Origin of the sequence: Hyphomicrobium sp. (assembly GCF_009026145.1) — a bacterium.
In the GTDB taxonomy this organism is placed as follows: Bacteria; Pseudomonadota; Alphaproteobacteria; order Rhizobiales; family Hyphomicrobiaceae; genus Hyphomicrobium_A.
The window spans coordinates 1-22,413 of sequence record NZ_WBUE01000042.1; the positions used below are offsets into that span (position 1 = coordinate 1).

Here is a 22,413-nt window from a genome sequence, read left to right on the forward strand (position 1 = left end):
GCTGCAGCACAGCGTGGGGCAGATCAGCGTGGGCGGCGCGGCCGACCTCTGCCTGTTCGACCCCAACGCCAGCTGGGCGGTGGAGCCGGCCGCGCTGGCCAGCCAGGGCAAGCACACGCCGTTCTCGGGCCACGAGATGCCGGTGCGTGTGCGCGCCACGCTGATGCCACCGTCGGCGCCCGCCCTGCCGGGCGATTACGACTTCGGGCGCCAGGCATGGTTCAACGCCATCGGCGCCGTCGGCTACGCGCTGTCGCCGCCGGCGCACGATATGGGCGCGCGGCACGCGCCCGCCGACCTGCGGCTGTGGGCGGCGATCGAGTGCGTGCGGCAGGGAATTGGCGCCCGCGTCGCCGCGGCGCTGCCGGGCGAGACCGGCGGCATCGCCACGGCACTCATCACGGGTGAGCGCGGCGGCATATCGGAGGCGACGAACGACGCCTTCCGGGACTCGGGCATCCTGCACATCCTGTCGATCTCCGGCTTCCACATGGCGATCATGGCCGGGTCGGTATTCTTCATCGTGCGCCTGGCGCTGGCCGCGTTCCCGTCGATCGCGCTGCGCTACCCGATCAAGAAATGGGCGGCGGCCGCCGCCATGCTCGCCGCCTTCGCCTATCTGCTCATTTCCGGCGCCGCGTTCGCCACCGTGCGCTCGACCATCATGATCGCCATCATGTTCCTCGCCGTGATGCTCGACCGCCCGGCGCTGGCCCTGCGCAACGTCGTGCTGGCGGCGAGCCTCATTCTCGTCGTCTTCCCGGAAAGCCTGCTCGATGTCGGCTTTCAGATGTCGTTCGCGGCGGTGCTGGCGCTCGTCTCCGCCTACGAGGCGTTGCGCGGGCGCGAGGCGTGGACGAGCCTGATGGAATCTGGGCCGGCGCGGCTCATCGTGTTCTTTGCCGGCATCGTGTTGTCGACGCTCATTGCCAGCGCGGCGGTGGCGCCGTTCGCCGCCTACCACTTCCACAAAAGCCAGCAATACGCGGTGATCGCCAACCTCATCGCCCTGCCGGTGTGCAACCTGCTCGTCATGCCGGCGGCGCTCGTCGCGCTCATCGCCATGCCGTTCGGGCTCGAGGTGTACCCGCTGTGGCTCATGGGGTGGGGCATCGAGGCGATGGTGTGGACGGCGCACCGCGTCGCCGCGCTCCCCGGTGCGGTGCTGCACGTGCCCGCCATGCCGGCGTTGGCGTTTCTCCTGATGGTGACCGGTGGGCTGTGGCTGATGCTGTGGCAGACGCGCTGGCGGTTGCTCGGCGTCGCGCTCATCGCCGGCGGCGTCGCGCTGGCGCCGGCGCTGCGGACGCCCGACGTGCTCATCGGCCGCGATGGGGCGATCGTCGCCGTGCGCGGAGAGGACGGTGAGCTGTCGGCGGTGGGGGCGACGCGCGCGTCCTTCGAGCTGGAGCGCTGGCTGGAGCACGACGGCGCCCGGCGCAGTGCCGAGCAGGCGAGCAAATCGACGGCATTCGCGTGCGACGGCATCGGCTGCCGCACCGAGGTGAAGGGCATGACGTTGGCCGTCGCCCGCCATCCGGCTGCCTTCGCCGAGGACTGCCGGCGGGCGGCCATCGTCGTATCGGACATCGTCAGCCCGCGCGGCTGCACGGCGCCCCAGGCCGTCATCGACTTCTTCACCGCGCGCCGGCAGGGCACGCACGCGGTCTATATCGGCGCGGGCGGTACTATCCGCATAGAGACTGTCGCCGGCACCCGCGGCCGACGGCCGTGGTCGACGCCGCCGGTGGATGTGAGACCGAACACGGACGCTGGCGCCGCCCGCACGGCCGGCCTTCAGTAGCGGCGCATCAGCCCGACGAGGCGTCCCTGGATGTCGACCTGATCGGGCCCGAAGATGCGCGTCTTGAACTCGGGGTTGGCGGCTTCCAGCGCGATGGTGGTGCCCTTCTTGCGCAGCCGCTTCAAGGTCGCCTCCTCCTGGTCGACGAGGGCGACGACGATGTCGCCGTTCTCGGCCGTGTCGCAGCGGCGGATGACGACGATATCGCCGTCCAAAATGCCGGCCTCGATCATCGAATCGCCCTTCACCTCCAGGGCGAAGTGCTCGCCGTTGGTCAAAAGGTCGGGCGGGCAGGCGATGTCATGGCTGTGGTTCTGGATGGCGCTGATGGGCGTGCCGGCGGCGATCCGCCCCATGACCGGCACCGAGACGGTACGGGCATCGATGACGGTCGACGGCGGCGGGGAGAGATCGCGGCTGCGGCTGCCCTCGATGACGCTCGGCTGGAAGCCGGCGCGCTTGGGCCCGGCCGGGGTGATCTGGTTCTCCGGCAGCCGGATGACCTCGATGGCGCGGGCGCGGTGCGGCAGGCGGCGGATGAAGCCGCGCTCCACCAGCGCCGTGATCAGCCGGTGGATGCCGGACTTGGACTTGAGGTCGAGCGCGTCCTTCATCTCGTCGAACGACGGCGGCACGCCTTTTTCCTGCATGCGCGCGTGGATGAAGAGCAAAAGCTCTTTCTGTTTCTCCGTGAGCATCGGGCCTCCCTTGCTCGGCGGCGGTAGGGCTTGACCAGGTTGTCTGGACAAAGCGTGAACGTACCCTAGCCGTTCTCGTCGCGTTCCGCAAGTGGGCGTGCTGTCCGTATTTGCTGGGAGAACGTCCTAATTCCGAAGAATCGTATCTTGAATCACTCTGTCCACGTCCCAACTTGGTAAGTCGTTGGGACCACAGGAGAGCGCAAATGGGATTTTGGAGTTCGTTGTTTTCACTCGACCCGCCCAAGAGTGATATTGAACAAGCGTATGAGGATGGCCAGCAATCTGGCTCCGAGGGCTGGCACGGCGGGTATTTCGCCTCAGGTCGGAGCTATGAAGAGGGCATGGCCTACAAGGCCGGCCAAGAGCACGCCCTAGGGCAAAGGGACTATCAAAGGGCCAAGGAAGAGGGCCCCGTTTGCACGCACTGGAACGATCACTGGGAGTCTGGATTTAGGTCGGCTCAGGACGACGACTCGCAGAACAGCTAAGAGTGCGCCCTGGCCCGTGATTGCCGGGAGCCCCGGTCACAAACCGGGGCTCATTGCTTTAGTTCGTCTTGTCTCGGGAAAGAGGATGCTCACGTCGCCTTCGGCGACGTTGAACATTGCGCGCCGAATCCCCGGGGGCGGCGCCAAGTGCCTAACGCCGAGCACCGTTCAGGCTCTAATCCATTACCGGCACTGACATTCAGTACTGCTGCAGTCGCAGAAGCTCGCGTCGTCGCATTGGCAATCCTCGTCATCCGAGCACCGCAAATACAAGCACGAACCAGCCAACTTCACCCTGGGGCGCGGGGTCATTCGCACGCCGTGGCTATGAGCATTGTAGGGCGTCGTCACGCCCGGCGGTTCGGAGGGTGAGGAACTCAGTAACGCGCCGACATGCGTTGCGGTTAGGGTGAGCATGGCAAGCGCGACCGCTGCCGCGAGGAAACGCATCATGTAAAGACCTTTCTAAAATGAGTGGGCGAAAAAGATGCCTTTAGCACAACTGGTGATTGCCGACTACAGCTTCGTAGCCCCTCACAGATCGAGCGGGAGAACGCGCACGACGTCGCCGGCGCGCGCCGGCGGGGCGTCGGGCTCGCGCACGATGAGCACGTCGGCGGCGACGAGGGCCGACATGTGCGCTGAGTCCTGCGAGGCGAGGGCGGTGGCGCGCGGCAGGCCGGAGCCGGCTGCCGCGAGCGCCCCCCGCATATAGTGCCGGCGCGGCCCGTTGGCCGGCAGGTCGTGGGCCAGGACCGCAGCGCTCTCGCGCAAGGGCGCGTCGCTGCGCCCGAGCAGGGCAAACAGCAGCGGCACCAGGAAGACGCGCGCGGCGATGAGGCAGGAAAGCGGATTGCCCGGCAGGCCGAGCACGCGCATGGGCCCCAGGCGGCCGAACAGCATCGGCTTGCCGGGGCGGATGGCGACCTTCCAGAAATCGAGCGCCATCCCGCGCGCTTCCAGCGCCGGCTTGACGAGGTCGCGGTCGCCGACCGAGGCGCCGCCGATGGTGACCAGCACGTCGGCGTCCGCCGCCGTCGACAGCTTGGCCTGCAGATCCTCGATGCTGTCGCCGGCAATGCCGAGCAGGCGCGCCTCGCCGCCGAAGCGCTCGACGAGCGCGGCGAGGCCGTAAGGGTTGGAGGAGATGATCTGCCCCGGCCCTGGCGGCGTTCCCGGCTCGACCAGCTCATCGCCGGTGGCGAGGATGGCGACGCGCGGGGCGCGCCGCACGTTGAGGCGCGCGTGGCCGCCGGCGGCGGCAAGGGTGATGGCGGAGGCGTCGAGCAGCCGGCCCGCCTGCAGCAGCACGTCGCCGGCGCGGAAATCCCCGCCCGCCTGGCGGATGTTGGCGCCGGGGCTCGCCGCTTCGCGGACGATGAGGGCGTCGCCGCGCCGCTCGGTATTCTCCTGGATGACGACGGCATCGGCGCCGGCCGGCACGCTCGCTCCGGTGAATATGCGCACCGCCTCGCCGGCGCCGAGCACACCGGCGAACGGGCTACCGGCGTTGGATTCGCCGATGACGCGCAACTCGGCCGGCACTACGGCGACGTCGGCGGCGCGCACCGCGTAGCCATCCATGGCGGAGGCGTCGAACGGCGGCTGCGTCAGGCGGGCCGTCACGTCCTCGGCCAGCACACGACCGGCCGCTGCCAGCAGATCGTCGTCCTCGGGCGCCACCGGCGTTACGCCCTCGAGCACGCGGCGCAGTGCCTCGTCGACGGGAAGCAGCGCCATCTAGTGCCCCCATTCCCAAGTTCGCCGGAGTTCGCGGCTGGGGCAGGGAGCGAGCCTCGGAATGATAAGGGGCACGAGAATCATAGCCTCGCTCGTGTGATGCAGATCGAGAAATTCGCTCGAAGCCTCGCCGCTGACGATGGCGAATTTCTCGATCATCACACTAGCCGCCCTTCTTCGCCGCCGGGGCGCGGTAATCGCCCGAGCGCCCGCCCGACTTCTGCACCAGGCGAATGCCCTCGAAGCTCATGGCGCGGTCGACGGCCTTGAGCATGTCGTAAAGCGTCAGGCAGGCGACCGACACGGCGGTGAGCGCCTCCATCTCGACACCGGTCTGCCCGCTCGTCTTCACCTCGGCGATGACGCGCACGCCGGCCGGCTCGGCGCAGGGTTCCAAGTGCACGGCGACCTTGGTCAGGGCGAGCGGATGGCAGAGCGGGATCAGCTCGTGCGTGCGCTTGGCGGCCATGATGCCGGCGATGCGCGCGGCGCCCAAGACGTCGCCCTTCGGCGCGTCGGCGCTCTGCAACAGCTCGAGGGTGTGCGGCGCCATGGTGACGACGCCCTCGGCGATGGCCGTGCGCGCGGTCACCGCCTTGTCGGAGACGTCGACCATGCGCGCCTCGCCCTTCTTGTCGATGTGGCTGAGCTTGCTCATTGGGCGGCCTCGGCGCGGGCGAGCAGGGTGCGCGTGGCGGCGGCGACGTCAGCCTGGCGCATCAGGCTCTCGCCGACGAGGAAGGTGTCGACGCCGACACGCTGCAGCCGCGCGATGTCGGCCGGTGTGAAGATGCCGCTCTCGCCGACGACGATGCGGTCCTGCGGCACGCGCGGGGCGAGCCGCTCCGTCGTCGCCAGCGTCGTCTCGAACGTCTTCAGGTTGCGGTTGTTGATGCCGATGAGGCGGCAGTCGAGCTTCAAGGCGCGCTCGAGTTCGCCCTCATCGTGCACCTCGGCGATGGCGTCCATGCCCCAGTCCTTGGCCGCCTGGGCGAGATCGCGCGCCACCGCGTCGTCGACCTCGGCCAGGATGATGAGGATGCAATCGGCACCCCAGGCGCGCGCCTCTACAACCTGATAGGTGTCGAGCATGAAGTCCTTACGCAGGGCCGGGAGCTGTGTCGCCGCGCGCGCAGCCGTGAGGTATTCCGGCGCGCCCTGGAACGAGGGGCCGTCCGTGAGCACGGATAGACACGCAGCGCCGCCCGCCTCGTAGGCCTTGGCCAGCAGCGGGGGATCGAAGTCGGCGCGGATCAGCCCCTTCGACGGGCTCGCTTTCTTCACTTCTGCGATCAGCGCCGGCAGCCCCGCCTTGTGCTTTCTCTCGATGGCGCCGGCGAAGGAGCGCACGCGTGGCGCGCTCCGCGCCAGCTCCGCCACCACCTGCAGCGGCAGCGCCGCCTTGGCGCGGGCGATCTCTTCCAGCTTGTAGCGCGTGATCTTGTCGAGGATGTCGGCCATGGGACCACGATATGCCGCGGGGACCGCGAGGATACGCCGCGGGTGCCAGGCTTGCTACCCGCGCGCTTTCCCAGGGTCAAGCGAGCCTTGCCCTCTAGCGCCCAAGCCGGGGAGACTAAGCGGCCTTGTAGGTTCGGATGCGCGGCTTGATCCTCGGCCAAGTGGTGCGCTGGGCAAGCCGAAGGTCGTACTGGCTCTGCAAATGCATCCACATCTCTGCGCTCGTGCCGAAGTATCGACCCAAGCGCAAGGCGGTGTCGGCGGTGATGGCGCGGTTGCCCTTGATGATGGCCGCGATGCGGCTCACCGGCACGTCGAGGTCGCGCGCCAGCTGGTTCTGGCTGATCTTCAACGGCTCAAGGAACTCCTCGAGGAGTATCTCTCCAGGTGGAATGGGGTCGTGGGTGTCGCGCATGGCCGTCATCTTCCGTGCACCTAGGTGGGTTCGTCGGGGTGGACCTCGACGACGCCGGTATCGCCTTCGAGCACGTAGACCATGAGGTCGGGGCGCTCGCGTTTCAGCCGCCCGGCCAGGCGCCGCCCTTCGGCCGCGTGCGCGGCGTGTTGGGCCTCGCCCCACAGGCTCGTGGACGCATCGTCCCCGTTGAGCGCGCCATCATAGGCCGCCGCCCAGGCCCTGAGGCCACTCGTTAGCTCGGGGGAGAGCGCGAGATCCTCGGGCGCAAAGCAGCCGTAGAGGTCCTCGTCGAGCGCCCATAGCGGGTCGCAGCCGTAGTCGGCCATCACCTTGACGCGCTTCGATTCGTGTAGCGGGCGCGATGGCGTATCGGACGTGGTACCAAAGAGGCCGCCGCCTGCCGGCGCACGCGGCGTCCACCACAGCGTGCGCGCGACGTAGCCGGCATAGAGCAGAAGAGCGGCAGCGACGGCGACGAGCTCCGCCGTCGTGGCGTCCTGCAACGGCGTCAGCCGTCCGCGCCAGGCCGCCCACAGCACGAGCGCGGTTGCGGCGGCGTAGACGACGAAGGCGTTGGTGGTCTGTCGGCGCCCCTGCGGATCGGGCGGGTCGTCGCGATCGAAGTAGCGCGGCGCGACGACGAAGATGTATGCCGCCTGCCCCAGCGTCGAGGCGGCAAATACCCAGGCGGCAGGCTCGAGGCCGGCGAGCAGCGATACGCCGCCAGCGAGGACGAGTGCCGACGCCGCAACCAACCATGCGTTCTGCGCGTTCTCGATCGGCGTCGGCCTTTTCGCCGCGATGGCCGCGATGGCGCGATCGAGGAAGTGGGAGGTCAAGCCGGCGCGCGTGGCGACGAAGCCGGCAAAAGCATAGAAGGCGCCGATCACGCGCAGGAGGATATCGGTCAGCTCGATGGATTCCGGCACGCTCCCTCCCGTGGCCGCTGGTTAAGGAAGATCGGCGGTGAGATACCGCGCGATTTTATGCATCTCTTACCCTGTCTTTGCCCCAATGAAATCCGATATAGACCCGGTCCCCGCGCCGTCCAGCGCCATCACCAGCAATTTTTGGAGGCACGATGCGCTTATTGCCCGTTCCGGCCTGCCGCGCCGCTGGCATCGTGGCGCTCGGCTGCGCCTGCCTTCTCTTCGCCCCGCTCACCGCGCGCGGCGTCGATGCGGCGCCGGCCACCAATGGCGAGAACGGGCCAATGAAAGCTGTGATGGCCGAGTACCGCAAGAAGCTCGCCGAGTACAACAAGGCGTGGGACGCCTATGAGAAGATTGCCGCGCCCTATTGGCGTGCGGTGACCGACAGGCGCTCGCGCCGGCGCACCAAGATGGCCAACGACATGCGCCTCACCACCGCCGACTACGTGATGACGCAGCCGCCCATCTATACGGGTCCGCCGAAGCCGGAGAATCCGCTGGAGCCCAAGAAGAAGCCGGACATTCCGGATGTGGATGAATTCCTCGCCCAGGCCAAGGCCGAGTTCGGCTTCGTTCCCGAGGCGCCGGCCGACGAGGTTGCCTTCAAGCGGGCCTACGCCAGGGTCGCGGCGGCCAAGGGCCTGGAGCGGGACGCGTGCGTCAAGATCTACGGCTTCGAATCGGGCGGCAACGGCAAGTACGACATCCAGGCCGGCCGCGAATACGACCCGAAGGCCAAGGTGATCTCCACGGCGCTGGGCTACAACCAGCTGCTGACCACCAACACCGTCGGCCTCCTGGCCGAGGCGGGGGGCGAGTTCCTCGCGGCGCTGAACGAAATGGCGGCCGGCGCCGAGGGCGAGCGCAAGGCGCGGCTCGAGGACAAGATCGCCAAGCTGAAGGAGATGATCGCGTTTGCGCGCACGGTGCCCAACGAGTGGAACGCGCACGGGCGCCTGGCGAACACCCCGAAGGGCATCGGCGTGCACGCCTTGAACCTCGACGTCCATGTCGGGCCGCTGCTGCAGACGCGCAAGCTGACGACCTCGGTCGCCTTCGCCAAGCGCAAGGGCTACTCGAAGGCGCTCACCGCCGCCGAGCTGGAGATGATGAACTTGACCGGCGACGGCAACGGCTACGACATGCTGGTCATGCCGCAGGCGCTGCGCGAGAAGGTGCCGACCTCGAACTTCTTCCAGCGCGGCGGCTATGAGCGCAACCCGGTAGCGGCGCGCAACAACACCGTCGCCAAGCTTATCGCGGCGACGGACGCGAAGATGGTCAGGGAGGCGCAGCTGCAGGGCGCCAAGGACCTTGCGGCGGCGTTCGACGAGATCGCGTCGCGGTAGCGCCGCCGCTGCCCGTGGATGCGCCGCACCGGCAGTGCAAGACCATGCGCGGCTCAACCGCGTTCACGCTCGTCGCTCATACCGTACGTGGTTCAACGCGTTTTTTCTGTGCAGCGCATGTGGACGGCGCGCCGCCCCCGGATGCGGCGCGCAAATATTTGGCGCACGGTTGTTCGGTACAGGGAGCATTCGGCTAGATGGGGTTCCTTGGGCTAGTTGCGTCCTGCTTGGTGTCGGTGCGCGTGCGGTCCGGCGTCGTGGAGGCAGTAGTCCAATGGTTGCTTGGGTTTTGCAGAAATCCGCGTGCCGCGCGCGTAAATGGGTCGCGCACGGCGTCTACGGCGTCGTGCTCCTCGCGTGGGCAGGCGCTGCACGGGCGCAGATCGTTGTCACCCCCGGCGCGCCGGCCGGCGTCAGGCAGCTCTGCGTAGACACGTCGGGGAATGTCACGATCGATGGTTCGCTGAATACCTGCGCTCAGGCGCAGACGCCTCTCACCAGCATTAGCGTCGGGAGCGGTGCGAGCACGACCACGATCGGTGGAACAGGCGTGACCATTGGCTCGGGCGCCAGCTTGACGGCAAACGGCGATGCGACGGTCGGCGGCACACTGGACGTGACGGGGGCGACGTCGCTGAGCACGCTGGAGACCAGTGGCGCGGCGACGCTCAATTCGGTCGGCGTCACGACCAATGCCACTGTCGGCGGCACGCTCGGCGTCACCGGACTGACGACGACCAACGGCATTGACAACGGAGGGGACGGCATCACCAATGCCGGCGCCGTCAGCGGCGTCACTAGCCTCAGCGGCAACGGCACCGGAAGTGTGAGTGGCTTCGTGGACGTCACCGCCTCGGGGACGGTCGAGGGCGCGACGCTGACCGACGGCGCCGGCACGACCATCAGCTCCGGCACGGTCACGACAACGACAATCAACGCGGCAACCGGAACGCTGACGACGCTCAACGCCTCGACCGGCAACGTCACCACCATCAACTCATCGACCATCAACAACGTCGGCGCGACGAGCACCGGCTCGCTCGCCATCGGCACGGGCGGCGTGACGGTTGCCGCCGGTGCGCCGGTCAGCATGGGCAGCAACCGGGTGCAGAACGTTGCCACCCCCATCGCCGCCACCGACGCCGCCAACAAGGCCTACGTTGACGCGGTGTCGGGCGACGTCGCCGGGCTGCAGGCCGAGATCAACGCGCAGACCTTGCGCATCGACTCGGCCTTCCGCGAGATCGACAAGACGACCGAGGGCGTCGCCGTGGCCATCGCCCTGGGCGGCCTCGTGCTGCCGCAGGGCAAGAATTTCGCCCTGGGCGCCAATTTCGGCTACTTCGACAGCAAGCAGGCGTTCGCGGCGCAAACGGCGCTGCGTCTCAACGAGCTGCTGATGGTCAATGGCGGCCTCGGGCTCGGCCTCGACACGAGCCAGGTCGGCGGCCGCGTTGGCGTGATGGCGGCGTGGTGAGGCGCATGGCGAGGCGAGCGCTCATGTCACTGGTCACTGCCGCCCTGTTCGTCGGCGGCGCAAATCTGGCGTACGCGCAAAGCGCCGGCACTGTAGAAGGCGCGCCTCCAGCCGCGCTAGCGGTGCCTGCGCCAGCGGTCCTTCTCATGCTTGTGCGCACGACGCTCATCGCCCTCAACCAGGCGAACTTCACCGGCAACTATGGGGTGCTGCACGCGTTGGGCACCCCGCGGCTGCAGACTTCTGTCTCGCCGGTGGAGCTCGGAATCGCCTTTACGGATCTGCGCGAGCAGCGGCTCGATCTGTCGCCCGTGTTGCTGCTTTCGCCCGAGCTCTCCGAGCCGCCTAGTCTAGCGCCCGACGGCACGCTGCGGCTTGCCGGCATTTTCAACACGACGCCGGTGCACATCGCATTCGTGACCGTGTTCAAGCCGGTGGCTGGAATCTGGCGCATCGAAGGGCTGTCGGTGCGGGCGTTACCGGTATCTACACCTGCACAGGCAGGGCCGCGCGCCACGGCTGCTCCGCCGGTCCGCAAGGGCTCTTAGGCAAACGGATCTAGTCGCGTCAGCCAGCACTGTCGTTGGTGACGGCGACGAGCTTGTCGAGCGCGCGCGCCGCCGATCCGTCGTCGATGGCACGCGCCGCCTTCTCGGCGCCCTCGCGCAAGTCCGCCGCCTTGCCGCCGACGATGAGCGCCGCGCCGGCATTCAGCACCACGATGTCGCGGAACGGTCCGTGCTCGCCGCCGAGCACGTCGCGGATCGCCGCCGCGTTCACCGTGGCGTCGCCGCCCTTCAAATCCGCCAGCGTCGCCGGCGGTAGCCCGGCGTCGGAGGGGCGCACCTCGAAGGTGCGGACGGCGCCGTCCTTCAATTCCGTGACGCGCGTCGGCCCCGTCGTGGTGATCTCGTCGAGCCCGTCGGAGCCGTGCACCACCCAGGCATGCACCGAGCCGAGGTTGTTCAACACCTCGGCGATCGGCTCGGTCCAGGCGGCATTGAACACGCCGACCACCTGGCGCCTGACGCCGGCCGGATTGGCCAGCGGCCCGAGCAGATTGAAAATGGTGCGGATGCCGAGCTCGCCGCGCGCGGCCGCCCAGTGCTTCATTGCCGGGTGATGCATCGGCGCCCACATGAAGCCGACGCCGGCCTTGGCGATCGAGCGCGAGATGAGAATAGGCGGGATGTCGATCTTGACGCCGAGCGCCGTCAGCACGTCGGAGGCGCCCGACAGCGAGGAGACGGCGCGGTTGCCGTGCTTGGCGACGGGTACGCCGGCGCCGGCGGCGACGATCGCCGCGCAGGTCGAGACGTTAAAAGTGTTGTGGCCGTCGCCGCCGGTGCCGACGATGTCGACGGCGTCGGGGGGTGCTTCGACCGGCAGCATGCGCGCCCGCATCAGCTTCGCCGCGCCGGTGATCTCAGGGATTGTCTCGCCGCGCACGCGCAGGGCCATCAGGAAAGCGGCCATCTGCACCGGGGTGGCGACGCCCGACATCATCGTCTCGAGCGCGTCGACGGTCTCGTCCTCGGTAAGGCTGGCGCCCGTCGCCACCTTCTGCATGAGAAGCTTCAGCTCGATGGCGGGCATGACGACCTTCTGGGGCGACCTTAGGCGGCGTCGCGCGCGGCCGGCGCGTTGCGGCGCTTCGGGCTCATGCCGGCGAGCTGCAGGAAGTTGGCGAGCAGCGCATGGCCCTGCTGCGAGGCGATGCTTTCGGGATGGAACTGCACGCCGTGCACGGGGTGCGTCTTGTGCTGCAGACCCATGATGAGGCCATCGGGCGTCTCCGCTGTCACCTCGAGCTCATCGGGCAGGCTGTTGCGCTCGACGATCAGCGAGTGATAGCGCGTAACGTCGAACTTCTCGGGCAGGCCTTTGAATACGCCCTTACCGGTGTGGCGGATGGTCGACAGCTTGCCGTGCAGCGGCTCGGGCGCGCGGATCACCTTGCCGCCGTACACCTGGCCGATCGCCTGGTGACCAAGGCACACGCCGAGCAGCGGAACCTTGCCGCCCGCCTTGGCAATGAGATCGAGGCACACGCCGGCCTCGTTGGGCGTGCACGGGCCGGGCGACAGGACGATCGCCTTCGGCTTCTTTTTCATCACCTCGTCGGCGGTGATCTTGTCGTTGCGGATCACTTCGCACGGCGCGCCGAGCTCGCCCAGGAAGTGGACGAGATTGTAGGTGAAGCTGTCGTAGTTATCGATGAGGATGAGCATGATCACTCACTCTATGCGGGCTGTCGGGCCCGCGGAACCGGCTGTCAGGGTGTAGGGAGAGCGTCGCGGAGCGTCAAGTGAGGCCCGCCGGGGTGATGAAGCGGCTGAGCATGCCGGCCCCGGGGCCGACGTTGCTCCATGTCTGTGCGTCGAAGGTGAGCACGGCAAGGGCGCCGGTCGGATACTTCTCTGCCATCGTCTCCTGGGCGTCCTCATCGCCCCCACCGACCAACAGCTCGGCAAGCTCCTCCAGCCCCGGATTGTGGCCGACGACCATCACCGTCGTCGGGGCGGCCGGGCCGGCCGGGAGCTTGCGCAGAAGCTTCAGGAGGGCGGTGGGCGGCGCCATGTAAATGGCATCATCGTAAACGACCTCGGGCGGCGGTGAGCCGAGCGCCGGCAGCACGAGGGCGAGCGTCTCGCGCGTGCGCACGGCGGGCGAGCACAACACCAGGTCGGGGCGCAGCCCCAGAGCCGCGATCTCGGCGCCCACGCGGGGTGCCGCCTTCTGTCCCCGCTTGGCGAGCGGCCGATCGTAGTCGGCGAGGGCCGGATAGTCCCAGCTCGATTTGGCGTGGCGCAGCAGCAGCAGGGTGAGCATGGTGCGACGATGGCGCCCCACCCGGCGCTGTCAAGGCGTCTCAGTTCGGCCCAGATGCCGGCATGAATGATTGCCTGGGGTTCATTGCGGATTGTGGCGGCGCGGCGACAGTGGCTTACTCCGCTATGGGATAGTCTGGCGCCGTCCTTCCGCAATCGTCGCGCAGCTGCTGGCAGGCAGGCCGAGGGTTCGCATGTTCAGGATTACGAGCCGCCGCTGCCGGTTTGCGGGCGGATCTAAGCGTGTGAGCCTGCGCGCCGCCGCCGGGTTGCTGGCGGTCGCGCTTGCGCTGGGCGGCTGCGCCACCACCGAGCGGCTGCCGGCCGTGCCCTTGTCGCTCGCCTCCAGTGCGATACCGCTCGATATCGCCGACGCCCGCTTCTATGCCGATACCGACGTTGCACGCGTCTCGGCGCTTGCCACGCAGGCCTATCACCGCGCCAAGGCCGCTGGGCTGCTCGCCGACAAGAACGGCAAGCACGAGGAGCGGGCGTTCCTCGCCATCTCCGGCGGCGGCGACGATGGCGCCTATGGCGCCGGCCTGCTCGCCGGCTGGAGCGCGCGCGGCGACCGTCCGCAGTTCACCGTCGTCACCGGCGTTTCCACGGGCGCGCTGTCGGCGCCGTTCGTGTTCCTCGGCCCCGAGTATGACGAGCAACTGAAGCGCATCTACACCGAGACGAGCGCCGGCGACATCTTCCAGCCGCGTAGTTTCATGGCGGCGGTGGCCGATGACGCGATGGTGGACTCGACGCCCTTGCGCAACAAGATCGATGCCTTCGTGGACAGGCGCATGGTGCAGCGCTTCGCCGAGGAATACGGCAAGGGCCGCATCCTGCTCATCCTGACCACCAACCTCGACCAGGGCCGCTCGGTGATCTGGAACATCGGAGCCATCGCGGCGAGCGAGCATCCGCGCTCGCGCGAGCTGATCGTCGACATCCTGCTCGCCTCGGCGGCAGTGCCCGGCGTGTTCCCGCCGGTGATGATCAACGTGTCGGTCGACGGCCGTGCCTATCAGGAGATGCACGTCGACGGCGGCACTGTCGCGCAAGCGTTTCTCTATCCGCCTTCCTTCAGTCTCAAAGCGAAGATGAAGGAGCTGGGCGTAAAGGACGCCAAGCCGGTCGCCTACATCATCCGCAACGGGCGGCTCTATCGTCCGGAGGAGAACGTCGAGCGGCAAACATTGAAGATCGCGCACCAGGCCATCTCGACCATGACGGCCTCCAACGGCGTCAACGACCTCTATCGCATGTACCTGACGACCAAGCGCGATGGCGTGCGGTTCAACCTCGCCTACATCGAGGACGACTTCCACCTCGCCTACAAAGGCCCGTTCGACAAGGCGTACATGAACGCGCTGTTCGAGCACGGGTATCAGGCCGGCATCAACGGCTACAACTGGCACAAGACGCCGCCCGGCTATCAGGACGAGTGAGCACCTCCGTGCTGCAGTGGTAGCAGGCTGGGCCCGGCTAGAATCTGGCGCTGCCCTTGATGCCGACGGAGTGGATCTGCGTCGTCTCCCCGAGCTGCCCATCGTAGGATAGGCGTAGCACCGCGTCGGTGCCGCTGATCAAGTCGAGGCCGGCGCCGACGATACCCATCACTTCGTCGATTTCGGTGTCGATGGTGAACAGCATGACGCCGACGGGTGCGCCGGCGAACGAGGCGGTAAGCGCGAAGTCGGCGCCGTCGTACCAAATGGCGCCGGCGCGGATCAGCGGGCGCACCAGTGTTGCATTCGACAGCCACCACTCGCTGCCGACCTCCAGCGTCGGTGCCAGCGAGAACACGGTCTGCCCGCTGCCGGCAACGGTGAGCGCAGCTCCGCCGCCGCCCGTCTCGGTGAGGCCGCCGAGCTCGAGGTGCGTGAGGCTCATGTCGAGAATGGGCTTGAAGTAAAGACGCGGGCTGCCGAGCACGTAGGCCGCGCGCAGCGCGCCCGAAAAGAGGCCGAGGTTCTGATCCCCCTCGGCGACGCCGGTGAAGCCGCCGAACGCCATGGGGCGCGTCGTGTCATACCGCCCGCCGCCACCACTCACGGCGCCAGCGAGCAGCAGCGGGCCGGGATTGTACTTTATCGACACGCCGGCTTGGCCGAGGGCGCCTTCGCTCTGCGCGCCGGTGGCAGTCTGCAGTGTGCTCGACTGGTAGCCGGCGCCGAAGCCGAGCCGCCATACCTCATCGAGCGCCACTCGCGCGCCGGCGGTGAACAGACCGGCCGTCTCGCTGAAGCCGATCTGATCGGTGGTCATGCCCGCGTCGAGGAAGACGGCGCTGGCGCCGGCCCACAGACACTGGCCCTCGCGGATGATCGCCGCCGTGCCGGCGCCGTTGACCTTGCAGCTCAAGAGCGAGTTGGAGAAGGCGAGGCTGGAGTAGAGCGCGGTGATCCCGGCGTCGGAATAGAACTCGGGTGAAAGCTGGTCGAGCGCCGCCTTGTAGGCTGCGGGGTCTGTGGTGTTGAGCAGCCCGAGCAGTACCGGCCCGACGCTGCCGCTGCCCGCGGCGAGGATATGGTCGAGGTGGTCGGCGATGGCATGCTGGTTGGGATTGAGGCCCGTCGTCGTGAAGTCGATGCTGATGCCGAGCACCACGTCGTTGGCATTGGGGAACGACAGCGTCGCATGCAGCGCCGGGCTGGCAATGAGGCCGAGAGCGTTGTTGGTTGTGCCGCTCATAGCCGTAAGGATTACGAAGCTCTGGACCGGATCTGCGGGTGCTAGGAGCATCGAGAGGACGACATTGCCGGCGAGTGCGGCGGTGCCGGAGACGGTCACCTGATCGGAGTAACCGCCCGCGCCCAGGAGCTCGATGGCGAGCTTGCCGGTCGAGCCTTGTATGAGATTGTCGCCGAGTGCCGTGTTCTGCAGCAGCCCGGCGCCGCCGGGAGCGAGCGTGCCGTCGTTGGTGACGATGCCGGCGTCCACGATCGTCCCAGTATTGAACAGCGCGCCGGCGTGGTTGTTGAAGGTGCCGGCGGAACCGATGAATCCCACGTCGCCAGTGACCGTGCCGAAGTTCTCGACCGTGTTGGTAGCGCCGAAGGAATCGATGGCGCTGCCGGACAGCGCCGAGATCGATCCATAGTTCACGAGCGTATTGTCGCCACTGCTGAACATGATGACGCCTGCGCAACAGGGGCCACCGACGACATTGCCCATGATGGTGATCTGATTGCCCGCATCGCCGGCAGCGGCAATTCCGGCAGAGCCGGTTCCGGTAGCCGAGACATCACCCAGGACGACGATGGAGACCGCACCTTGGGTGATGGCGGAGATTCCGTCAGCGCCCACGCCATAGGTCGTGATATCGCCGAGCGAGGTAATGGCTATCGGGCCGGTGTTGCTCGTCGCGGCGATACCTTCGGAGCCGTCACCGTACGTGGCGATGTCTCCGACGGAGTTTATCGTCACGCTAGTATCGCCGCTCGCCGAAATGCCGGCCGCACTGGCACCCGTCGTGATGATCTCAAAAGCGCCGGTGTTGCTGTTGATGGTAACCGCGCCACTGCTCGTGAAGCTGATGCCATCGATGCCCGGGGCGGGCGCAATGTCGGTCGTCAGGTTGTTGACGTTGAGCACCGAGTAGGGGCTGCCACTGTTGATGCGCACGCCCGCCGAGACATCGCCCGTGCAGGTAACGATCGAGCCGTTAATGCCGGTGATCTGATTTCACGGCGCGACCGGCGGCACGGTTTGCGCGCGCACCGGGCGCTCACCGTAGGCCAGCAATGCCGTGCTGGCGACGCCGGTGGCCAGTGCAGCGCGCCAACCGCTACCGGCGCCGCGCGTAGCCAACCGCTGGGGTGCTGCAAAGTCAGGCCGACATCTATGGGTGTCGCGCTGCGCCACGCTGAAGGTTCCGCGGTGCCAAGGCCAAACGCAGGAACACAGTTCAACGCCGTGCCTACACAGCAAGGGGAATCGTTTGCGCGTAAAGTGCCCGCACCCCGGAGCTCCGGGGATGCGCAATTAAGAGTGGCGGAAGGATCACTTTGCGCGCGTGGCGAATCGCACCGCTTCCTCGGCGGCGCGGAACAAGGCCTGAGCCTTGTTGATGCACTCCTGCTGCTCCTTCTCCGGAACGGAATCGTGCACCAGGCCGGCGCCGGCCTGCACGTGCATCACCCCATCCTTGATCAGCGCCGTGCGCAGGACGATGCAGGTGTCCATCTGCCCGCTGGCCGAGAAATAGCCAACGCAGCCCGCATACGGGCCGCGCTTCGACTTCTCGAGCTCGTCGATGATCTCCATGGCGCGCACTTTGGGCGCGCCGGAGACGGTGCCGGCAGGAAAGCCGGCCATCAGCGCATCGACGGCGTCGTGCGACTTGGCGAGCCGGCCGACGACGTTGGATACGATGTGCATGACGTGGCTATAGCGCTCGATAAAGAAGCGCGCGGTGACGTCGACGGAGCCGATTTCGGCGACGCGGCCGACGTCGTTGCGGCCAAGATCGAGCAGCATCAGGTGCTCGGCGCGCTCCTTGGGGTCTTTGAGCAGCGCTTCGGCGAGCGCCTGGTCCTCGGCGTCGGTCGCCCCGCGCGGCGCCGTGCCGGCAATGGGCCGGATGGTCACCTCGCCATTGCGCACGCGCACGAGGATCTCCGGGCTCGAGCCGACGAGGGCGAAGTCGCCGAAGTCGAGATGAAAGAGGAACGGCGAGGGGTTGGTACGGCGCAGGGCGCGATAGAGCGAAAACGAGGGCAGCGAGAACGGCGCCGAGAAGCGCTGCGAGAGCACGACCTGGAAAATGTCGCCGGCGACGATGTACTCCTTCGCCTTCTGCACCATCGCCTTGTACTCCGCTGGCGTGGTGTTGGAGACCGGCTTGGGCGCCGCGAGCTTGCGGGAGGTCACCGAGGGTGAGTGCGGAAGTGGCTCATCGAGCGCCGCGACGACGCTCTTCAGGCGCTTGCACGCCGCCTTGTAGGCCTTCTCGGCCGGCACCTTCGCATCGGGGCGCACCGGCGTGACGATGGTGATTTCGTCCTTGATGACGTCGAAGATCGCCATCACCGTCGGACGCATCAGGATGCCGTCGGGAATGTTTAGCGCGTCGGGCGGGGCGTTGGGCAGCCGCTCCATCAGCCGCACCGTGTCGTAGCCCATATAGCCGAAGATGCCGGCGGCCATCGGCGGCAGCTCGGCGGGGAGCTCGATCCTGGATTCGGCGAGCAGCGCGCGCAGCGAGGCGAGCGTCGGCTGCGCCTCGGCCTTGAATGCGTCGGGCTTGGCGACGGGCGTGCGGTTGATGAAGGCCCTGTCGCCCTCGGCCCGCCAGACGAGGTCGGGCTCGAGCCCGATCACCGAGTAGCGCCCGCGCGCGGCGCCGCCTTCGACCGACTCCAAGAGGAAGCTCATGGGCTTGTCGGCGGCGAGCTTCAAGTAGGCCGAGACAGGCGTTTCGAGGTCGGCGACGAGGCGCGTGAAGACAACTTGCGGCGCACCTTTATCGTAACGCTCGGCGAAGGCGGCGAGCGTCGGCATCGCTTCCATTTGACCGGGCCTTATTCTCTTGGTGCGCACTAGCGTCATGATCGCGGAATTCGTCGTCTTGTGAGGCGCGTGGAGAACGAATTTCGCGATCTGAATGACGCTAGTAGAGTGAATGGACCAGTGTGATTCAGATCGAGAAGTCCGCTTCTCGACCCGGCCGCAATGGATGTGGCGGACTTCTCGATCATCACACTGGGGTGCTCAATCGGCCACCGTTGCGGAGCGGCTACTGCGTCTCGTCGCCGGAAGCGGCGCCGGTGGCCTTCTTGAACTCGTCCTCGTAGATGTGCGTGCCGAGGCTCTTCTGCAGCGCCAGCACGTACTCGCTGAGCGTCTCGTCGGCGAGCTGGTTCTTGAGCTCGGAGGCGATGGTGTTGCGCTGTGCCTCGCTCACCGCCGGTGCCGGGGTGATCTCGGTCACCTTGAAGACGATGCGCGACTTGTTGTTGCTGTCCGGCGCCGAGCCGGCCTTGCCCTTGGCCAGCGTAAAGGCGCGCGCCACAGCATCCCTGCTCATGCCCTGCGGCTCGGTGGTGCGGTTGAACGGCGGCGTGGTCGCCACCTTGGCGGCGCCGCCGGCGGTGGCCAGCACCGACATCGCCTCGCCGTTGTCGGCCCGCTCGACCAGCTTGCCGGCGAGCTCGGAGACGAGACGCTCGCGCTCCTGCTTGATGAAGAACTGCTTCACCGCGTCCTTCACCTCGTCGAACGGCTTCTGCTTCTCTGCCATGACGTCGAGCACGTCGACCCAGGCGTAGCTGTCGCCGCCGACCTCGACCACGTCGTTCTCGATGCCGACGCCGCTGCCGAAGGCGACGTTCAGGACGGCGGCAGGGTCGCGGATCAGGATTGCCGGCTTGCCCTGGCGGTCCTTGTTACTGCGGTCCGCCTCCGGGATCTCGTAGAACTGCAGCTTCATCGCCTCGCCGATCTCCTTCAGCGATTTGCCAGCCGAGCGCTGGTCCTCGACCTGATCGAGCAGCGTTTGCATTTGCGCCGCGGCCTTCTTGGTAGCGAGCTTGTCCTTCACCTCGTTCTTCACGTCGGCGAAGGTGCGGTCGACGGCCGGCTGAATATCGGTGACGCGCACAAGCACGGTGGCGAAGCGCCCCTCGATCGGATCGGAGACCGTATCCTTGGGAAGGCTGAACACGGCGTCGGCGATCTTCGGGTCGATCAGCCGATCCTTGCTGATGAGCCCGAGGTCGATGTCGGAATCCTTGGCGCCGGCGTCCTTGGCGGCATCGCCGAACGACTTGCCGTCGGCGATGGCTTTCTTCGCCACCTCGGCCGCTGCCTTGTCCTTGAAGGCGATCTGCTGCACGCGCCGGCGCTCGGGCGTGTTGTAGTCCTTTTTCGTCTCCTCGTAGCTCGTCTGCGCCTCGGCGTCGGAGACCTCCATCGTCTTCTTGACATTGTCGATGGAGAGCACGAGCAGCGCGAGCTTGCGGAACTCGGGCGCCATGAAGTTGGCCTTGTTGGCCTCATACGTGGCCTTGAGCTTGGCTTCGTCGGGCTCAGGCACGGTGACCGCTTTGTCGGCGTCGATGGTGAAGTGCTCGGCGACGCGCGTCTCGTTCTTCCACGCGTTCAGGACCTCGATCATGGCGTCGGGCACGGCCACGCCATTGATGAGTGCCGAGGTGAGCTGCTCGCGCAGCTCATCGCGACGGCGCAGCTGCAGGAATCCGCGCTCGCTCACTCCCAGCCTATCGAGCACGTTCTCGAACGCGAGGCGGTTGAACTTGCCGTCCGGTCCCTTGAAGGCCTGATCGTTCTTCATGGCCTCGGCGAGCGAAGTGTCGGACAGCGCGAGGTTCAGCTCGTCGGCATGCTGCTCGACCGCCGACCAGGCGATCAGCTGCGCCAGCACGCGGTTGTCGAGGCCGGCCGCGTGCGCCTGCTCGGTGGTGATTCGCCGACCGGCCTGTTGCGAGATCAGGTTGATCTCGTTCTGGAAGGCACGCTGATATTCTTCCAGCCGGATCTCCTGGCTGCCTATCTTGGCCAGCGCGCCGCGGCCCCAGCCGGTGAACACGTCGGCCACGCCCCAGATGGCGAAGCTCAGCACTAGAAGCGCAAAGAGCACCTTGGCAACCAATCCCGTGGAGCCGCGTCGCAGGGCGTCGAGCATTGTGTAGATCGTTCCGTTCGCTGGTGGCCGACAGGTGCCGGGAAGCTGTGGCCCCCCGTGCCCAACGGCGTGTGAGCGGCCCGCGAATTCTGCGCGTGGCCTCGATGTGGGCATGATATGAAGCGCAGCCGCTGCGGCTTTGCAAGTTTGCCGTGCGGCGCCGGCGCCAGGGGTGACCGCCGATGCTTAACATGGACGGGATTTCATGAAGGGGGCGCAATGACAGGGTCGGTCCGGCCGCTCGTCGCCGGCAACTGGAAGATGAACGGGCTGGCGGCGCAGCTGGCCGAGGCGCAGGCGGTGCGCGATGCGCTGGGCGAATCCTCTGTTGCCGCCGAGGTGATGATCTGCCCGCCGGCGACGCTGCTGGCGCAGACGGCCTGGGCCGTCAAAGGCTCCAGCATTCTATTGGGGGGGCAGGATTGCCACACCGAGGCGGCGGGCGCCTATACCGGCGACGTCTCGGCGGAGATGCTGGCCGATGCCGGGGCGCGGGCCGTGATCGTCGGCCATTCGGAGCGCCGCGCGGTGCACGGCGAGCTCGACCGCCAAGTGCGCGCCAAGGCGGAGGCGGCGCATCGCGCCGGACTTACTGCCATCGTCTGCGTCGGCGAGACGGCGGGCGAGCGTAGCGCCGGCCTCACCGAGGACGTGGTGCGTCGCCAGCTCGCGGGCTCGCTGCCCGATGCCGCGATGGCAGCCAATACGGTCGTTGCCTACGAGCCGGTGTGGGCGATCGGCACCGGGCTGACACCGACCGCGGCGGATGTGGCGCGCGTGCACGCGGCGATCCGGCAAGCGCTCATCGCCCGCTTTGCGGGCGAGGGTGCCGGGATGCGCATTCTATACGGCGGCTCGGTCAAGCCAACGAACGCCCGCGAGCTGCTGGCCATCGAGAATGTGAACGGTGCGCTGGTCGGCGGCGCCAGCCTCAAAGCATCAGACTTTCTGGGCATTGTCGCGGCCTATGGAAACTGAACGCTCGCCTTGGGTTAGGAATCACGGCAACTGATGGTAGTGTTCCATCAGTCCACGCCGTAGAAATCAGCGATGCACGCGAGATCTTCTCGATGAGCCGCGGGGGACGGACACTGGGCAGCTTGCTGGCGGCCGCCGTGGTTGCCGGGCCCGGCTCGGCGTGGGCAGCAAAACTCGACAAGTCCGCCTGCGCAGATCTCTTCAGCGAGCTGGCGACGATCACGGCCACCGGCGTGAAGGCCGACATGCAGCGCGGGCCGGAGTGGGCCAAAGCCAACATGTCGGCGGAACGGCTGCAGAGCATTCGCCGCCTACTGGAGATCGAGGACCAGCTCGAGTTCCGTTGCAGTGGCCGCGGGGCAAAGCAGAAAGACAAGTCGCCGGCGCCAGCCCCTGGGGCGCCCGGCCAGAGCCAGACCGCCGAGCAGCCGCCGGCGCGCAGCAACGACAAACCAACGCCGTCGGCGGCGACCGATAAACGCTCGAACGCAGCGGCTGTGCTGGCGCCGGTCATCAAGCCGCCGGTGACGCCCGCTGCCCCCTCCACAGCGATGTCGGCGACGCGCAGCGCGGCGCCGACATCGCTGTGGAG

18 protein-coding genes and 1 pseudogene are annotated in these 22,413 nt (G+C 67.4%); 7 read left to right on the forward strand and 12 right to left on the reverse strand.

The window, feature by feature from the left end; all coding sequences use genetic code 11:
* Window positions 1-1,804 (forward strand): ComEC/Rec2 family competence protein (locus tag F9K20_RS20120; protein WP_291006238.1); only part of this gene is annotated, 1,804 nt, incomplete at its 5' end.
* Here F9K20_RS20120 and lexA read toward each other — a convergent pair.
* The 6 genes from lexA to F9K20_RS20150 all read right to left on the reverse strand — a co-directional run bounded on the left by lexA (window position 1,798) and on the right by F9K20_RS20150 (window position 7,541).
* A complete protein-coding gene (gene lexA, locus F9K20_RS20125; RefSeq protein WP_291006242.1) occupies window positions 1,798-2,502 on the reverse strand; it encodes a transcriptional repressor LexA in 705 nt (234 codons plus the stop codon). The two genes, F9K20_RS20120 and lexA, sit on opposite strands and share 7 nt — an antisense overlap.
* A gap of 1,025 nt (window positions 2,503-3,527) precedes the next feature.
* Window positions 3,528-4,733: a gephyrin-like molybdotransferase Glp gene (gene glp / locus F9K20_RS20130; protein WP_291006245.1), complete on the reverse strand. Its 1,206-nt coding sequence runs from the start codon at window positions 4,731-4,733 to the stop codon at window positions 3,528-3,530.
* 163 nt (window positions 4,734-4,896) lie between these two features.
* A complete protein-coding gene (moaC, locus tag F9K20_RS20135) occupies window positions 4,897-5,391 on the reverse strand; it encodes a cyclic pyranopterin monophosphate synthase MoaC (RefSeq protein WP_291006248.1) in 495 nt (164 codons plus the stop codon).
* Entirely contained in the window at window positions 5,388-6,194 is an 807-nt protein-coding gene (gene trpC / locus F9K20_RS20140; protein ID WP_291006251.1) for an indole-3-glycerol phosphate synthase TrpC, read from the reverse strand. The genes moaC and trpC overlap by 4 nt, the downstream gene beginning before the upstream one ends.
* A 115-nt stretch (window positions 6,195-6,309) precedes the next feature.
* A complete protein-coding gene (locus F9K20_RS20145; RefSeq protein ID WP_291006254.1) occupies window positions 6,310-6,618 on the reverse strand; it encodes a HigA family addiction module antitoxin in 309 nt (102 codons plus the stop codon).
* Window positions 6,619-6,629: 11 nt separating this feature from the next.
* Window positions 6,630-7,541, reverse strand: a complete 912-nt coding sequence (locus F9K20_RS20150) for a hypothetical protein (protein WP_291006258.1) — start codon at window positions 7,539-7,541, stop codon at window positions 6,630-6,632.
* A 152-nt stretch (window positions 7,542-7,693) separates the two neighbouring features.
* Here F9K20_RS20150 and F9K20_RS20155 point away from each other — a divergent pair, with 152 nt between their 5' ends.
* The 3 genes from F9K20_RS20155 to F9K20_RS20165 all read left to right on the forward strand — a co-directional run bounded on the left by F9K20_RS20155 (window position 7,694) and on the right by F9K20_RS20165 (window position 10,918).
* Window positions 7,694-8,893, forward strand: coding sequence for a hypothetical protein (locus F9K20_RS20155; RefSeq protein WP_291006261.1), 1,200 nt, complete (start codon window positions 7,694-7,696; stop codon window positions 8,891-8,893).
* A gap of 274 nt (window positions 8,894-9,167) precedes the next feature.
* Entirely contained in the window at window positions 9,168-10,370 is a 1,203-nt protein-coding gene (locus F9K20_RS20160) for a YadA-like family protein (protein WP_291006263.1), read from the forward strand.
* 23 nt (window positions 10,371-10,393) lie between these two features.
* Window positions 10,394-10,918: a hypothetical protein gene (locus tag F9K20_RS20165; protein ID WP_291006266.1), complete on the forward strand. Its 525-nt coding sequence runs from the start codon at window positions 10,394-10,396 to the stop codon at window positions 10,916-10,918.
* Window positions 10,919-10,937: 19 nt separating this feature from the next.
* Here F9K20_RS20165 and trpD read toward each other — a convergent pair whose 3' ends face one another.
* The 3 genes from trpD to F9K20_RS20180 form a co-directional block, all read right to left on the reverse strand.
* Complete coding sequence (trpD, locus tag F9K20_RS20170; protein ID WP_291006269.1) at window positions 10,938-11,966, reverse strand: anthranilate phosphoribosyltransferase; 1,029 nt, start codon at window positions 11,964-11,966, stop codon at window positions 10,938-10,940.
* A 20-nt stretch (window positions 11,967-11,986) separates the two neighbouring features.
* A complete protein-coding gene (locus F9K20_RS20175) occupies window positions 11,987-12,601 on the reverse strand; it encodes an aminodeoxychorismate/anthranilate synthase component II (RefSeq protein WP_291006272.1) in 615 nt (204 codons plus the stop codon).
* 73 nt (window positions 12,602-12,674) lie between these two features.
* On the reverse strand, window positions 12,675-13,202 hold the full coding sequence (locus F9K20_RS20180) for a histidine phosphatase family protein (RefSeq protein WP_291006275.1): 528 nt from the start codon (window positions 13,200-13,202) through the stop codon (window positions 12,675-12,677).
* A 244-nt stretch (window positions 13,203-13,446) separates the two neighbouring features.
* Between F9K20_RS20180 and F9K20_RS20185 the strand changes: the two genes are divergently transcribed.
* Window positions 13,447-14,643: a patatin-like phospholipase family protein gene (locus F9K20_RS20185; protein ID WP_291006278.1), complete on the forward strand. Its 1,197-nt coding sequence runs from the start codon at window positions 13,447-13,449 to the stop codon at window positions 14,641-14,643.
* Between the two features lie 37 nt (window positions 14,644-14,680).
* Here the strand turns inward: F9K20_RS20185 and F9K20_RS20190 are convergent, their stop codons facing one another.
* The 3 genes from F9K20_RS20190 to F9K20_RS20200 all read right to left on the reverse strand — a co-directional run bounded on the left by F9K20_RS20190 (window position 14,681) and on the right by F9K20_RS20200 (window position 20,843).
* Window positions 14,681-16,822 carry an autotransporter domain-containing protein gene (locus F9K20_RS20190; RefSeq protein WP_291006281.1) on the reverse strand — a complete coding sequence of 714 codons (2,142 nt, stop codon included), beginning with the start codon at window positions 16,820-16,822 and terminating at the stop codon, window positions 14,681-14,683.
* Between the two features lie 378 nt (window positions 16,823-17,200).
* Complete coding sequence (gene trpE, locus F9K20_RS20195) at window positions 17,201-18,709, reverse strand: anthranilate synthase component I (protein ID WP_291006284.1); 1,509 nt, start codon at window positions 18,707-18,709, stop codon at window positions 17,201-17,203.
* A gap of 226 nt (window positions 18,710-18,935) precedes the next feature.
* Window positions 18,936-20,843: a SurA N-terminal domain-containing protein gene (locus F9K20_RS20200; protein WP_291006287.1), complete on the reverse strand. Its 1,908-nt coding sequence runs from the start codon at window positions 20,841-20,843 to the stop codon at window positions 18,936-18,938.
* Window positions 20,844-21,062: 219 nt separating this feature from the next.
* Between F9K20_RS20200 and tpiA the strand changes: the two genes are divergently transcribed.
* On the forward strand, window positions 21,063-21,821 hold the full coding sequence (gene tpiA / locus F9K20_RS20205) for a triose-phosphate isomerase (RefSeq protein ID WP_291006290.1): 759 nt from the start codon (window positions 21,063-21,065) through the stop codon (window positions 21,819-21,821).
* Window positions 21,822-21,913: 92 nt separating this feature from the next.
* Window positions 21,914-22,413 (forward strand): annotated as a pseudogene (locus F9K20_RS20210) (hypothetical protein); the annotation flags it as partial.

What these genes read in the sequence shown, in the direction of transcription:
- F9K20_RS20180 (WP_291006275.1), bottom strand. Translation starts at nt 13,202, where the DNA reads ATGCTCACCCTGCTGCTGCTGCGCCACGCCAAATCGAGCTGGGACTAT.
- F9K20_RS20165 (WP_291006266.1), top strand. Translation starts at nt 10,394, where the DNA reads ATGTCACTGGTCACTGCCGCCCTGTTCGTCGGCGGCGCAAATCTGGCG.
- trpD (WP_291006269.1), bottom strand. Translation starts at nt 11,966, where the DNA reads ATGCCCGCCATCGAGCTGAAGCTTCTCATGCAGAAGGTGGCGACGGGC.
- lexA (WP_291006242.1), bottom strand. Translation starts at nt 2,502, where the DNA reads ATGCTCACGGAGAAACAGAAAGAGCTTTTGCTCTTCATCCACGCGCGC.
- F9K20_RS20175 (WP_291006272.1), bottom strand. Translation starts at nt 12,601, where the DNA reads ATGCTCATCCTCATCGATAACTACGACAGCTTCACCTACAATCTCGTC.
- tpiA (WP_291006290.1), top strand. Translation starts at nt 21,063, where the DNA reads ATGACAGGGTCGGTCCGGCCGCTCGTCGCCGGCAACTGGAAGATGAAC.
- F9K20_RS20145 (WP_291006254.1), bottom strand. Translation starts at nt 6,618, where the DNA reads ATGACGGCCATGCGCGACACCCACGACCCCATTCCACCTGGAGAGATA.
- F9K20_RS20160 (WP_291006263.1), top strand. Translation starts at nt 9,168, where the DNA reads ATGGTTGCTTGGGTTTTGCAGAAATCCGCGTGCCGCGCGCGTAAATGG.
- glp (WP_291006245.1), bottom strand. Translation starts at nt 4,733, where the DNA reads ATGGCGCTGCTTCCCGTCGACGAGGCACTGCGCCGCGTGCTCGAGGGC.
- trpE (WP_291006284.1), bottom strand. Translation starts at nt 18,709, where the DNA reads ATGGAAGCGATGCCGACGCTCGCCGCCTTCGCCGAGCGTTACGATAAA.
- F9K20_RS20155 (WP_291006261.1), top strand. Translation starts at nt 7,694, where the DNA reads ATGCGCTTATTGCCCGTTCCGGCCTGCCGCGCCGCTGGCATCGTGGCG.
- F9K20_RS20200 (WP_291006287.1), bottom strand. Translation starts at nt 20,843, where the DNA reads ATGCTCGACGCCCTGCGACGCGGCTCCACGGGATTGGTTGCCAAGGTG.
- trpC (WP_291006251.1), bottom strand. Translation starts at nt 6,194, where the DNA reads ATGGCCGACATCCTCGACAAGATCACGCGCTACAAGCTGGAAGAGATC.
- moaC (WP_291006248.1), bottom strand. Translation starts at nt 5,391, where the DNA reads ATGAGCAAGCTCAGCCACATCGACAAGAAGGGCGAGGCGCGCATGGTC.